The sequence below is a fragment of the Olsenella sp. oral taxon 809 str. F0356 genome, from assembly GCF_000233535.1.
GTDB lineage: Bacteria > Actinomycetota > Coriobacteriia > Coriobacteriales > Atopobiaceae > Olsenella_I > Olsenella_I phocaeensis.
In genome coordinates this window covers 1,796,331-1,810,604 of the sequence record NZ_JH376563.1, presented here as the reverse complement: position 1 = coordinate 1,810,604, position 14,274 = coordinate 1,796,331, and the positions used below count along the sequence as shown (strand labels likewise).

Annotated in this window: 9 protein-coding genes and 1 pseudogene; all 10 read left to right on the top strand. The window is 66.1% G+C overall.

Annotated features, from left to right (window positions below):
* The first annotated feature begins 30 nt into the window (after nt 1-30).
* Complete coding sequence (locus tag HMPREF1008_RS08185) at nt 31-1,548, top strand: IMP dehydrogenase (protein WP_009279393.1); 1,518 nt, start codon at nt 31-33, stop codon at nt 1,546-1,548.
* A 158-nt stretch (nt 1,549-1,706) separates the two neighbouring features.
* Nucleotides 1,707-2,009, top strand: coding sequence for a hypothetical protein (locus tag HMPREF1008_RS08180; RefSeq protein WP_009279392.1), 303 nt, complete (start codon nt 1,707-1,709; stop codon nt 2,007-2,009).
* Nucleotides 2,006-2,338 carry a type II toxin-antitoxin system PemK/MazF family toxin gene (locus tag HMPREF1008_RS08175; RefSeq protein ID WP_009279391.1) on the top strand — a complete coding sequence of 111 codons (333 nt, stop codon included), beginning with the start codon at nt 2,006-2,008 and terminating at the stop codon, nt 2,336-2,338. Before HMPREF1008_RS08180 ends, HMPREF1008_RS08175 begins: the two co-directional genes overlap by 4 nt.
* 243 nt (nt 2,339-2,581) lie before the next feature.
* Nucleotides 2,582-4,423, top strand: a pseudogene (locus HMPREF1008_RS11095) (cell wall-binding protein); the annotation flags it as partial.
* A 2,861-nt stretch (nt 4,424-7,284) separates the two neighbouring features.
* On the top strand, nt 7,285-7,452 hold the full coding sequence (locus HMPREF1008_RS11090) for an LPXTG cell wall anchor domain-containing protein (protein ID WP_369750399.1): 168 nt from the start codon (nt 7,285-7,287) through the stop codon (nt 7,450-7,452).
* Nucleotides 7,453-7,659: 207 nt separating this feature from the next.
* Nucleotides 7,660-10,233: a leucine--tRNA ligase gene (gene leuS, locus HMPREF1008_RS08165; RefSeq protein ID WP_040656781.1), complete on the top strand. Its 2,574-nt coding sequence runs from the start codon at nt 7,660-7,662 to the stop codon at nt 10,231-10,233.
* A gap of 113 nt (nt 10,234-10,346) precedes the next feature.
* Nucleotides 10,347-11,495, top strand: coding sequence for an acyltransferase family protein (locus tag HMPREF1008_RS08160; protein WP_009279388.1), 1,149 nt, complete (start codon nt 10,347-10,349; stop codon nt 11,493-11,495).
* 458 nt (nt 11,496-11,953) lie between these two features.
* Nucleotides 11,954-12,202 (top strand): acyl carrier protein, encoded by a 249-nt coding sequence (locus tag HMPREF1008_RS10685; protein WP_009279387.1) that lies wholly within the window; start codon nt 11,954-11,956, stop codon nt 12,200-12,202.
* A gap of 66 nt (nt 12,203-12,268) precedes the next feature.
* Nucleotides 12,269-13,948, top strand: a complete 1,680-nt coding sequence (locus HMPREF1008_RS08150) for a CocE/NonD family hydrolase (protein ID WP_009279386.1) — start codon at nt 12,269-12,271, stop codon at nt 13,946-13,948.
* Nucleotides 13,903-14,214 carry a CocE/NonD family hydrolase C-terminal non-catalytic domain-containing protein gene (locus HMPREF1008_RS11005; protein WP_009279385.1) on the top strand — a complete coding sequence of 104 codons (312 nt, stop codon included), beginning with the start codon at nt 13,903-13,905 and terminating at the stop codon, nt 14,212-14,214. The genes HMPREF1008_RS08150 and HMPREF1008_RS11005 overlap by 46 nt, the downstream gene beginning before the upstream one ends.
* Nucleotides 14,215-14,274 lie beyond the last annotated feature (60 nt).

Genomic DNA, 14,274 nt, shown 5'->3' with positions numbered 1-14,274 from the left:
CGTGGCGCATCGCGAAGAAAGGGGAGCTGCATGGCAACGTTCTTCGAGGGAGAGTCCCACACCTTCTCCGAGTATCTTCTGGTTCCCGGCTACTCCTCCCACGAGAACGTCCCGGCGAACGTCTCGCTCGAGACGCCCCTCGTCAAGTTCAGGCGCGGCGAGGAGCCTGCCATCAAGATGAACATCCCCATGGTCTCGGCCATCATGCAGGCCGTCTCCGGCCCGCGCCTGGCCGTCGCCCTCGCCCAGCAGGGCGGCATCTCGTTCATCTACGGCTCGCAGACCCCCGAGGACGAGGCCGCCATGGTCCGCGAGGTCAAGACCTACAAGGCCGGCTTCGTCGTGTCCGACTCCACGCTCACGCCCGACATGACCCTGGCCGACGTGCTCGAGCTCCGCGACCGCACGGGTCACACCACCATGCCCGTGACCGAGGACGGCAGCCCCCATGGCAGGTTCTGCGGCATCGTGACCAGCCGCGACTACCGCGTGTCGCGCGACGACCGCGGCAAGCTCGTCAGCGAGTTCATGACCCCCGCCGCCGAGTGCGTGACGGCGGACACCACGGTGCCCCTCAAGGTCTGCAACGATATCATCTGGGACAACAAGGTCAACACCCTTCCCATCGTGGACAAGGACGGGAACCTCTCGTCCCTCGTCTTCCGCAAGGACTACGACTCCCACAAGTCGCGCCCCGACGAGCTCCTCGACGAACACAAGCGCTATATCGTGGGCGCCGGCATCAACACCCGCGACTATGCGACCCGCGTGCCCCTGCTGGTGGAGGCCGGTGCCGACGTGCTCTGCATCGACTCCTCCGAGGGCTACTCCGAGTGGCAGAAGCTGACCCTGGACTGGGTGCGCGAGCATTACGGCGACTCCGTCAAGGTCGGCGCGGGCAACGTGGTCGACGCCGAGGGCTTCCGCTACCTGGCGGACTGCGGGGCCGACTTCGTCAAGGTGGGCATCGGTGGCGGCTCGATCTGCATCACTCGCGAGCAGAAGGGCATCGGCCGTGGCCAGGCCTCCGCGCTCATCGACGTCTGCCGCGCCCGCGATGAGTACTTCGAGGAGACGGGCGTCTACGTGCCCGTGTGCTCCGACGGCGGCATCGTGTACGACTACCACATGACGCTTGCCCTGGCCATGGGTGCCGACTTCCTGATGCTGGGCCGTTACTTCGCCCGCTTCGACGAGTCGCCCACGCGCAGGCTCAACGTAAACGGCTCCTACGTCAAGGAGTACTGGGGCGAGGGGTCTGCCCGCGCCCGCAACTGGGCTCGCTATGACCTCGGGGGAGAGAAGAAGGCCCTCTCGTTCGTCGAGGGCGTCGACTCCTATGTCCCCTACGCGGGCCCGCTCAAGGACAACGTCGAGAACTCCCTCACCAAGGTTCGCTCCACCATGTGCAACTGCGGGGCTCTCAACCTTCCCGAGCTGCGCGACAAGGCCAAGATCACCCTGGTCTCGGCCACCTCGCTGGTCGAGGGCGGCGCGCATGACGTCATGCTGAAGGACTCAAACTCAGACATGAACTTCCGCTCGTAAGAGGCGGCGCCCGCGACGAGCCAACCTCGTCTCGGTCGAGGCCATGCGACTTTGGGCGAGAGGTCCCCGGCACGAAGCCGGCGGGCCTCTCGCCTTGTTTTGGCTGCTGGACGTTGGGTATGATATGTAGAAGAATATCCATATCAGGGGGTGGAAGGATGAATGCCGTCGCCACGATGGAAGGCACTACGAAGCTCGGTCGTTGGGGCGGCTCACGGGCGGTGCGCATACCCAAGCCGATGTGCGACCTGCTTGGGGTCGATGTCGGAGCGACGCTTGACGCCGTCGGTGGGTCGGATGAGGAGGGACCATTCATCACCCTCAGACCCCTTGGTCCCCACCGTTCGTACGGTGACGCCCCCTATCAGAGCATAGAGAGCCTCTTTAGGGGCTACGAAGGAAGTGAGCCGAGCCCAGAGCCCGACTGGGGGGATGACGTCGGGGCGGAGGTGGTGGAGTGACGCCGCTCGAGCAGGGCGACCTCGTCGAGGTGAGCTTCACCCCGGCAGTGGGACATGAGCCTGCGAAGTCCAGGCCTGCCGTGGTTCTGAGCACCTATGGCTTCAACTGCAGGTCGAGCCTGGTTGTGGTTGCGCCAGTCACCAGTACGAACAACGGCTATCCCTTGCACGTCCCGTTGAGCACGGGGCTGGTACGGGGTTACGTTCAGGTGGAGGTCCTGCGTTGCCTCGACCTCGAGCGCCGTGGATACGAGCTGCTCGGCGTCGTGCCTGAAGCCACCATGACCCGCGTGATGTCCCACGTGCGCTCGATATTTGATCTCAGGTAGGTGCCTGCCGCAGCCGGTTTGCAGGTTGCCCGGCCTACGACAGCGTTCCTTCGGGTGGCAGTGGCTTCGTTGCCGTCCCTCCCCGCCCGATTGGCCTGCCTGCGTTCGGTCGGGCTTGCGGCCTTGTCGGACGGACCCCCTTGGGTTTCGCACGAGTTTTTTGCCGCCGGGTCCCTCTGTTCCATCCGGTGGAGATAAAATTACTCTGTATGAAATTTAGTATATAAAAGCAAAGGAGTGAGAATGTCCACAAGGAGCTCTCGGGAGCTGGGCCTGGGAAGGCGGTCCCTCGTCACCGCGCTCACGCTCGCCTTGGCACTGCAGGGATTCCCCGCGGTCCCGGGCTATGCCGAACCGGCATCGGGCGCCGCCGCCGCATCGACCTCTGAGCCTGTGTCCGACGGGCAGGACGTTCCTGACGGGACGGCAGCGTCAGCAACATCGGGAGACGCTGGCGCCGAAGGCGTCGAGGCTGCCGACGCCGCTCCTGCTGACGAGGAGGCGAGTCCCTCCGCTTCTGCTGAAGCGACGGCCGCCGAAGCACCCGCCCTCGCCGCGGCACCGCCCGCGTCCGCCCCGACAGAGACGGTGGAGCTCTGGGTCGACGGCAGCACCGGAAGCGACGCCGACGATGGGTCGAGCACAGCTCCCCTCAAGTCCCTTGGCAAGGCGCTGGAGCTCCAAGCGGCAAACCCGGCGATAACGACCATCAAGATCAAGGGCAGCTTCTCTGCGCCCGCTGCGGCCACCATCCCCGCAGGTGTGACCCTGGTCGTCGCCGGCGTCACCACCATGGAGGGCACCGGCGCGGATGGCATCACGCTTGCGAGCGGATCGACCCTCAGGTGCCTGGATGGCGCCACGCTGACCATGTCCGGCTTTGGCACGGCACTGACCGCCAGGGCGGGTTCGACAATCACCGACGGCAGCTACGTGTTCGAGGACAACGCCGGCGGGAACGGCACCCGTGGCATCGCCCTGGGCGGAACGGTCAGGGGCAGCGGTGGCAAGGACAGCCTCACCATCACGGCCGACGACAAGTGCGACACCAACTTCTACGAGTCGGGCATCACCTTCGAGAACTGCACCGTGAGCGTGAACTCCCAGACGCGCACCTGGTTCGACGCTCGTGACCTCAACCTCAAGAACGCCTCGCTCACCGTGGCGGGCTTCGGCCAGACCTACTACATGAACCAACTCAACATGAGCGACTCCGAACTGACGATCAACAAAGGGAGTTCCTGGCGCTATCCCACGGGCATGGCCATCCAGTCGTCCTGCAACATCGTGAACTCGCACATCACCTCCAACACCGGGTCGACGGCCGGCATCTCGGTCGGCGGCAACGCGAGCACGACGGTCACCGTGACCAATTCCACCATCGAGCTCAACAACGGCGGCACAGGTGGGCTCAACGTCAACACCGGAAAAGTGGTCTTCGACAACTCGACACTCAAGGGCAACGGCAAGAACTCCGGCGCGCTCTTCGGCGCGCAGGGCAACGGCTACATCGAGTTCGACGGCAGCTCGCTCGTCGAGTCGCCTGCGGCGAAGAACGCAGACACGGGCGCGGGCCAGACGGGCACGAACTACGTCGTGCTCGGTGGCTCCCACCTCGTGAAGTATGCCCCGGACTACAACTCCGGCAGTGGCAGCACCGTTCCCACCAACGGCGCGGACAACGGCAACGAGCGGCTCATGCTCTTCACGCTGGCCGACGCAAGCACGAGCGCGCTTTCGCCTCTTAACTCGAACGGTACAAGCTACAGCTACCCCGTGGCCAACGCCTCGTCCGACGGACAGAAGCACGTGTGGGTCCCCGCCGAGAGCGTTACCTTCAGGCTCAATGCCCCGGACGCCGCCCAGGCGGTCGGGGCGAGATTCAGTGACGGAACGGTCGCGGACAAGGCTGCCGTCGCCATGCGCGGCTACGCGCTCGCCGACGCCACGCCCGCAGCCGGCAGCGCGCAGGTCCCAGGCGACCCCACGGCACTTGGCTATCACTTCGAGGGTTGGTTCTACAGGGATGCGGACGGTGTGGAACGCGCGTACGACAGCTCCGTCACGGTCAATGCGCCCCTGGTCGCCTATGCCAAGTGGTCGAGCGACTCCGCCAGCTATGGCATCGTCTACCACAGCAACCTTGCCGATGACGCCACCTATACCGTCTCTGCGAACAGGCCCGACCGCAGTGCGACCGTAGCGTCGATCGATGCTGCCATCGCCGCGAACGGCGCCTTCTCCCAGCCGGGCAAGATCTTCAAGGGCTGGAACACCAGCGCCGACGGCAGGGGAGAGGAGCATGCCTCTGGCGACGTCCTCACGCTTCCCACCGACAAGAGCTCCGTAGATCTCTATGCGCAGTGGGAGGACCAGCTTGCGACGGTCCGCTTCTCTGCCAACGGGGGAACTTTTTCCGATGACAGCGTGTTCAAGACCAAGACGGACGTGTTCTCCATCTCCACCGGGGCCAACGGGGGAGAGGTCGCGACCGTCAAAAGGCAGGCCAAGGTCTCGGACAACCAGAAGCTGGGCGACCTCCTGAAGTCCCTTGACGGCTCCGTCGACGCCAGCACCGCTGGCATCGCGTCTCCGAGCAAGGACACAGCGGGCTTCGAGGGCATGGCGTCCCGCGCGGGTTTCCTGCTTGAGCACGAGACAAAGGATCTCACGTTTCTCGGCTACGTTTATGGCCACGAATACAGTTATTGGTACGACGACCCCCAGGGCTCCGACGTTGCGACCCTTGACTCCGGAACCACGGTCAAGGGCGACGTCACGTACTACCTCAAGTGGAAGGACGACCCCTCCGTCCCCACCATCCAGGCGAGCGGCGCGCTCGATGCCGATATGTGGGGGGACTCCAAGGACGTGTCCAACGAGATCAAGTTCGTCGAGGCGGGCAAGGAGTTCAGCCTGACGGGGGCCATCGACACCACTGCGATCAAAGACCAGATGCGCTCTATCGAGAAGAGCTTCGAGGAGGATTCCGAGCACTTCTCGGACATCGAGCTCTCTGGTGCCGCGTCGACGTTCACGGCCAAGGTCACGCTTCCTGACGAGGTGAAGGTCCCTGCGGATCCCCAGGTGCAGGTTGCGGGCATGGGCGACCTCTTCAGGCTCGACTCCGTCACCGCCTCCGGGCAGGAGGTGACCGTCACCTTCAAGCTCAACGACGGCTTCACCACCTATCAGCTGCTGAAGGATGCCGTGGACGGTACCGGCCTGGCTGCCGAACGTGCCGCTAGCATCAACGACTCAAACTTCATCACGGCGACTATCTCTGGTCTCACGCTGGCCGACGGCGTCCAGAACGGCGTCGAGTTCGCCGCGACCGGCGACGTGAGCGGTAACTTCTTCGCCGTCGCCAAGAAGGGGAGCGAGACCAAGCGCTTCGTCTTCGACTGGACCTCCCAGCAGCTGGAGGCCGGCAGGGACCCCCGCGGCGACGACGTCCGCCAGACCATGGTCTCCGTGGTCCCCTCCACCATCGGACTGCCCGCAGACCTCGAGGCGGACGGTGACACGGAGCACGAGGCAGTGCACGAGGTCCTGCAAGGCGAGGAGGTGAACCTCACGGGCGTCGTGGGGGTGACGAGCGTCAAGAGCCAGATGGAGGCCATCGAGGGCCAGTTTGGCACCACCCCCGACCGCTTCGAGTCCATCGCGCTCTCGGACCTCAGCTCGGGCTTCGTGGCCACGCTCACGCTTCCCGAGGGTGTGAGCCCCAAAGTCGGGCTTGGGAAGAGGGACGTCACGGTCGAGGGCTTCTCCGACACCTTTGCCGTGTCGGACGTCACGACGGAGGGCAACAAGGTCACCGTCACCATGGACCTCAAGTCCGGAATCGCGAACTACCAGCAGCTGAAGGATGCCGTCTCCGCAGTCTCCGACACGATGAGGCTCACGGTTCCCACGCGGGTCTCGGATGACGTCGCGGTGGGTACCCGCCTGAGCGTCACGGGCACGGTCACGGGGACCTTCCACTCGAAGGCGACCTCCGAGGGTGGGAAGACCAAGGTCTTCGCCTTCACGTGGAACGGCGAGCAGACAGACGAGGGGCGTGATGCCATCCTGTCCGCAAGCGATCCCACCATCCAGCTGACCCTCGCCACCACCTCGCCCATCGAGGGCGGTCTCGAGGGTGACATGCTCGTCGCCGGCGACACCGAGCACGACGCGGTCATAAGGGCCGAGAAGGGCTCCAGCTTCGACCTGACCGGGGCGATTGACGTCGCTCCCGTCAAGGCGCAGATGGCCGCCATCGAGGCCCGCTACCCCGGCGTCAGCCACGAGGACATCAAGCTGGACGTCAGGGACTTCGGCTTCAGCGCCAGCTTCACCGTCCCCGACGACATCGAGCTCCCCGCGTCCCTCGATCCATCTCAGGTCACGACCGAGGCGTTTGGCCCCGGCTTCAAGGTGGGTGACGTCAGGGTCGACGGCAAGACCGTCACCGTCTCCTTCGTCCTGAGCGACCCCGACCAGATCACGACCTATGACAAGCTCGAGGCCGTCGTCGACGCCGCCGGTGACGCGGGCGAGAACAGCCCCAGCTGGATGAGGCTCGTCGTCCCCGGGCTCAAGGTCTCCACGAATGCCGAAACGGGCAAGACGTTGACCATCGTGGGCACGGTCGGCGGCCATTTCGCGGCACGCGCCACCACCGACGAGGGGACCTCGAAGGTCTTCTCGTTCGTGTGGAACGGCACGCAGTGGGCACCGGGCAAGGATGCCGTGGCGACGGACGATGACACCATCCAGCTCTCGCTCGAGGTGACCGAGCCCTCCAACCCCAACCCCAACCCCAACCCCAACCCCAACCCCAACCCCAACCCCAACCCCAACCCCAACCCAACCCCAAGCCCGATCCGACGCCCGACCCGACCCCGACGCCAGATCCGACCCCCAACCCGACGCCGGACCCGGCTCCGCAGCCCGGACCGGTGCCCGCGCTCCCAGGGCATGTGGGGCACGTGGTCCGCAAGGTCCTCTCCAGGCTCCCCAAGACCGGGGACGACCTCTCTCCCGTCGCGTACGTGGCGGTCACAGGCCTTGCCGCCGCCTCGCTGCTCGTCGCGTTCCGCCTCCGTCGCAGGGACGACAAGGCCTAGGCGCCCCGTCAGGCCTCCTTGCAAGGTGCCGAGTCCGAGGGGTCAGGCTGAGCCTGGCCCCTCTTCCTTGTCGGCTCGCCTGGCAGGCGCCACGGACGTGTGGCAGCGCAGTGACCGCACGTCCGCATCAGCGCCCTGCGCGAGACCGCGACGCGTTTCTCGCTATACTCCCCCATGTATGTCTTTTTGTGCCAAGGAAAGGAACTCATGGCTGAGAACAGCGATGTCAGGCGCGAGACGGGCGACGTTCCCGCCTATGACGCCCAGAGGATAGAGACCAAGTGGCAGGCGCGCTGGGAGGAGGAGTCGCTCTACAAGACCGACGAGGACCCCTCCAAGCCCAAGAGGTACGTGCTCGAGATGTTCCCGTACCCCTCGGGCGACCTGCACATGGGCCACGCGCGCAACTACACCATCGGTGACGCCATGGCGCGCCAGGCCCGCATGCGCGGCTTCGATGTGCTGCACCCCATGGGCTTCGACGCCTTCGGCCTGCCCGCCGAGAACGCCGCCATCAAGCACAACACCCAGGCGAGCGAGTGGACCCACCAGAACATCGCCCAGGCAGTCAAGACCATGAAGCGCATGGGCTTCTCGTATGACTACGACCGCATGTTCAACACCTGCGACCCCGAGTACTACCGCTGGGGCCAGTGGATGTTCATCAAGATGTGGGAGAAGGGCCTGGCGTACCGCGCCACCTCGCCCGTCAACTGGTGTCCCCACTGCAAGACCGTGCTCGCCAACGAGCAGGTCGTGGACGGTCGCTGCTGGAGGTGCGGCTCGATTCCCGAGAAGCGCGAGCTCTCACAGTGGTACCTCAAGATCACCGACTACGCCCAGGAGCTCCTGGACGACCTCGACAAGCTGGAGGGCTGGCCCGAGAACGTCAAGGCCCAGCAGCGCAACTGGATCGGCCGCTCCGAGGGAGCCGAGATCGACTTCGTCCTGGCGGCCGAGGACGGCGTGACCCCCACCGACCGCAAGGTCACCGTCTTCACCACCCGCGCCGACACCCTCTTCGGCGTGAGCTTCTTCCTGCTGCCCCCGGAGTCGCCGCTGGCGACCGAGCTCGTCGCCGGCAGCGAGCACGAGGCCGAGTTCCTGGAGCTCAAGGCCGCGACCGAGAAGGTCTCGAGCGTTGACCGTCAGGGCTCCGGCAGGGAGAAGCACGGCGTCTTCACCGGGCGCTACGTCATCAACCCCATCAACGGCCGCCCCGCGCCCATCTGGGTCGCCGACTACGTCCTCATGGACTATGGCACCGGCGCCGTCATGGGCGTCCCCTGCGGCGACCAGCGCGACTTCGACTTCGCCAAGAAGTACGGCCTCGAGATAGCCCCGATCATCTGCAAGAAGGACGACCCACTCTACGAGGAGCTCAAGGACGAGCGCGAGCTGCGCGTGCGCAGCGTGGACTGGGAGCACGCCATGGACGCCGAGGGCTACCTGGTGCAGTCCGGCCAGTTCACCGGCCTCAAGGGCGGCAAGCACTCCGAGGCCGTCGACGCCATCATCAAGTGGCTGGGCGAGAGGGGCGTGGGTCGCGAGAAGGTTCAGTTCCGCCTGCGCGACTGGCTCATCAGCCGCCAGCGCTACTGGGGCAACCCCATCCCCATGATCCATTGTGACGACTGCGGTGACGTTCCCGTGCCCGAGGAGGACCTGCCCGTCCTCCTGCCCGACAACCTCGACCTCGGTGCCGGCGAGACCTTGGCCGAGTACGCCCCCTTCTACGAGACGACCTGCCCGCGCTGCGGCAGGCCCGCCCGTCGCATCACCGACACGATGGACACCTTCACCTGCTCGAGCTGGTACTACCTGCGCTACTGCGACCCGCACAACGACCAGGCCCCCTTCTCGAAGGGGTCCGTGGACCGCTGGATGCCCGTCGACAACTACGTGGGCGGCATCGAACACGCCATCCTGCACCTGCTCTACTCGCGCTTCTGGACCAAGGTCCTGCGCGACCTGGGCATGATAGACGTGGACGAGCCCTTCACCAACCTGCTCTGCCAGGGCATGGTCAAGGACGCCAACGGCGAGACCATGAGCAAGTCCAAGGGCAACGTCGTGCCGCCCTCCAGCGTGATCGAGCCCTACGGCGCCGACACCATGCGCCTGGCCATCCTCTTCGTGGCTCCCCCCGAGAAGGACTTCGACTGGGACGAGGAGGCCGTCGCCGGCGCGAACCGTTTCATCAAGCGTGCCTGGCGCGTGGTGTGGGGCCTCTCCCAGACCGCTGACGCCAGGGCAGGGCTCGACCTTACGACGACCGATGCCGCCTCGAGGGAGCTCAACCGCTGCCTCAACGAGATGGGCCTGCGCTGCACCTCCGACTTCGACCGCGGGCAGTTCAACACCGCCATCTCGGCCTGCATGGAGCTTGTCAACGCGGCGAGCAAGTACCTGAACGAGACCGAGCCCGCCGGACGCGACGCCGCGGTCTGCTATCGAGCGGTCCATGCCATCGTGACCATGCTGGCCCCCATCTGCCCGCACTGGGCGGAGGAGCTCTTTCACGAGGCACTGGGCAGGGAGGGCTCCGTCTACGACGAGCCCTGGCCCGAGTTCGACCCCGAGCAGGCAAAGAGCGACAGCGTCGAGATTGCGGTGCAGGTCAAGGGTAAGATTCGTGCTCGCATCATGGTTCCTGCGTCTGCCGGCAAGGACGAGCTCGAGGCAGCGGCACGCGAGGCGGTCGCCGAGCAGATCGCCGGCAAGGGCGTCAAAAAGGTCATCGTCGTCCCCGGCAAGCTCGTGAACATCGTCGCGATCTAGTCGCGCAGCATCGGAAAGGCATGCGAAGTCGTCTGGGTGGGGCTCCGGCCTCGCCCAGACCCGTAAGCGTGGCAGCCCGCCGGGAAGCCACCAGAAGCTACCAAGGAGCTGACATGGAGGGGGAGACGACCGCCAGGAGCGACGCCGCGGGCACCAAGCTGCCCTGGGTGGACGTCGCCAAGGGGCTGGGCATCCTCCTCGTCGCCCTGGGCCACCTCACCAACGGCGACGGCCAGAGCGTCTGGCTGCCGGCCCTGGCCGAGCTCCACTACGACCTCTACCTCTTCCACATGCCGCTCTTCTTCTTCCTGGGCGGGGTAGTCCTGCGTCCCAGGGGACGGGGGTTTGCGGGCTTCGCCCAAAGGCGCGCCCGGGGTCTTCTCGTCCCGTACTACGTCTTCTCGCTCTACTACCTCCTCAAGCCCGTCGCCCTCGCCCTGGCGCCCGCCCTCGGGGATTCGTTCGCGATCGAGGGCACCCAGGACCTCGCGACCTCGGCGTTCGACGTCCTGGTCATGGGAGAGGGCCTCTGGTTCCTCTGGGCGTACTTCTGGGGGCAGCTCCTCGCCTTCCTGGTGCTCCGCGCCCTCGCCGGCCCGGACGACGATGGGGCGGGCGAGGGGGGGCACGTCCCCGCCTGCGCCCTCGTCGGGGTCCTGCTCGTTCTCGCGTCCCAGCTCTGGTGGACCGTGGGACCGGAGGTCAAGCTGCCCCTCTGCCTCCTCAGGGGCGTGGAGGCGGCGGGCTACATCCTCCTGGGCGTCGCGCTCAGGGGGGCGCTGGCCCGCGTGCCGCGCGGTGCGCTCGTGCCCCTTGCCCTGGCACTCGCGGTCGTGCTGGCCCTCGTCGCCCACCGCGTCATGCCCGACCTCTACGTGACCCAGGAGTACGTGGCGCTCTTCCCCGGGGGGGAGAGCCCCTCCCTCGCCCTGGCCGTTCCGCAGGCGGCGCTCATGCTGCTCCTGGCGCTGGCGGGGACTCTTGCCGTGGCGTTCCTCTCGCTTGCCCTGGGAGAGTGCGGCCCCCTGCGGGAGCTGGGCCGCAGGAGCCTCGTCCTCTATGCGCTCTCGGCCCCGTCGATGAACCTCTGCAAGCTGCTGCTCTTCTCGCTCGCCGGCGTCGACCTCCATGACGCGCCCTTCGCCGCGCAGCTCGGTGTGGGCGTCCTCCTCGCCCTGGTCTCCGTCCTCGTCCTCGTTCCCGTGGAGCGGCTGATTCGGCGGCACCTGCCCTTCCTCCTGGGACGTCGTCGCGAGCGTTAGGCTGCGCGGACGAACGCCGTAGCGGGCGAATGCCGCCGCGGGCAAACGCCGTCGCTCGAGCTAGCTGCCACGCCGCGCATATGAGCTGCTGCGTGGCCCAGACGCCCCGCAGCCGGTGCGACGTGCGCATTCTAGATTTGAAATGTACACTTCCCTCCGCTGAGCTGGGGTTTTGTGGAGAGGTGCGCATTTCAGATTTCAAATGCGCACCTCGAGTGGGTTCACTCTGCTCGCACCCTGCTTCTACGCGGTCCCACCCCACCCCCTCCTCGTGGCATCGGATGCGCAAACGCTGCACTCAAGCACAAATTGCCACCTTGCCTGCGCCCGTCCATTTGAGTCGGTCCACATTGCCGACCCCACGACGCGCGCGGATACTGAGCCTCGAACCAGAAGGCAGGCCCGCGGACGCTCGCGGGCGGGGGCGTGGACGCGTCCCCTCGACGAAGGGAGCAGCAATGGACGAGGATCGCCAGGAGGTTTGGGACGCGCTCACCACCCGTGCCGGCCAGCTCTTTGGCAAGGACCCCTCCGAGTTCAGCGAGGACACCAGGTTCGAGGACCTCGGCATCAAGTCCGTGCAGGTGTCGCAGATCACCACCTACATCGAGGACGAGCTCGACGTCGAGGTGCCCTACATGAAGTTCCGTCGCTGCGCGACCTTCGGCGAGGCCACCGACTTCGTGTGCGACCTGCTCGACGAGTAGCACCCGTGACTGCCGCCCGTGCCGCCATGGCGCGGGCGTCTCGTTGACGTTGAGAAAGAAGACCCCATGCTTGACTACAAGATTCCCGAGCACTGGAAGGCCGTGACCGACAAGAAGGTCTCCGACCTCGTTCAGGGCAGCGGCGAGGAGTACTCCGACGAGTGGCCCGTCTACCTTGACACGGACCGCGAGCGCTACCTCTACCTGAAGCCCGAGACCTTCAAGGGCGTCGAGATGATGACCGCCTACCTCGTGGCCCGCCAGCCCAACGACAACCAGGCCGAGGTCGACCTCTCCGCCTCCGACGACCCCATGGCGCGCATGGGCCAGGGCTTCTGCCCGCCCTTCAACCAGCGCGTCTACCAGGTCGCTCCAGGCGTCATCTGCATGCAGGACCAGGAAGTCGTCATGCGCGACGGCTGCAGGATCTATGCGGACATCTTCCGCCCCGGTGACCTGGACGAGGCTGGCAACGTGATCGAGGGAGCCAAGGTCCCGGCCATCGTGTCGTGGTCCTGGTTCGGTAAGCGCCCCGGCGACGGCATGAGTGAGTGGCAGATCATGGGCGTGCCTCCCATGACCGTCTCCAAGACCGCAAAGTTCGAGTCGCCCGACCCCCTCTACTGGTGCTACCAGGGCTATGCCGTGGCCAACGTCGACGTGCGCGGCGCCGGACACTCCGAGGGCTCGGTGCACATGTTCACCCACCAGGACCGCGAGGACGGCTACGACTTCGTTGAGTGGCTCGGCATCCAGCCCTGGTGCAACGGCAACGTCGGCATGTCCGGCAACTCCGGCGTGGCCATGCACCAGTGGGGCATCGCAGCCGAGTGCCCCCCGCACCTCAAGTGCATCGCCCCCTGGGAGTGCACCACCGACCTCTACCGTGAGTCCTTCTACGAGGGCGGCGTGCCCGCGCTCTCGTTCAACAAGTTCATCGCCGCTCAGGTGACGGGCCCCAACGGCGTTGACGACCAGGTGTCCATGGCGCAGATGTACCCCACCATGAACGAGTACTGGGAGGACAAGCGCGCCGACTTCAAGATGATCAAGATTCCCGTCTACCAGACCGCCGGCTGGTCCCACTTCCACCTGCCTGGATCCGTCAACGCCTGGCGTCGCTGCCGCTCCCACCTCAAGTGGCTCCGCGCCCACCGCGACTTCGAGTGGCCCGACACCTATGATCCCGACAACCTCGAGGACCTCAGGCGCTTCTACGACCGCTACCTGAAGGGCATCCACAACGGCTGGGAGATGACCCCGCGCGTGCGCCTGGACATCATGGACGCCTATGACGTGGACTACCAGGAGAAGCGCCCCGAGAAGGCCTGGCCCATCAAGCGCACCGAGTACAGGAACCTCTACCTCGACGCCAGCGCGCATGTTGACTCCGCCGACGTGAGCCAGGACGGCGGCAGCAAGGAGACCTTCGCCGCCGGCTTCGACAAGCCCGAGGCGGAGGCCGTGGCCAAGTACGACGCCAACAGGGGCGAGCTCGACTTCGACTACGTCCTCCCCGAGGACATCGAGGTCACCGGCTACATGGACCTCCACCTGTTCGTGTCCTGCGAGGGCCATGACGACATGGACCTCTTCGTCAACGTGCAGAAGGCTGCCGCCGACGGCACGTGGGTGCCCTGGACGACGCTCGACGAGCCGCACCCGGCGCCTGGGGCAAGTGCCGCGTCTCCCGTGCCATCGTGGACACCAAGCTCTCCAAGAAGCACAACCCCGTGTACACGATGAGGGACGAGCCGGCCAAGCTTGCCGAGGGCGAGGTCCGCGAGGTCGAGATCGCCATCGTCCCCACCGCCCGCGTCTATCACAAGGGCGAGCGCTTCCGCATCCAGGTCTCTGGCCGCTACATCCGCGAGGGCTGGTTCGAGCCCCTGGCCTGGGACCAGGAGAACCATGGCACGCACTGCGTCCACACCGGTGGCCAGCATGCCTCCTACCTGGAGCTTCCGGTCGTTCCCCCGAGGTACCAGGCGGGCGAGTACATCCATCGCTAGGTCCGGCTGGATGTTGTCACAGGTAGTCTGAACGTGGGGTGCCCGGCCTTTGGGCCGGGC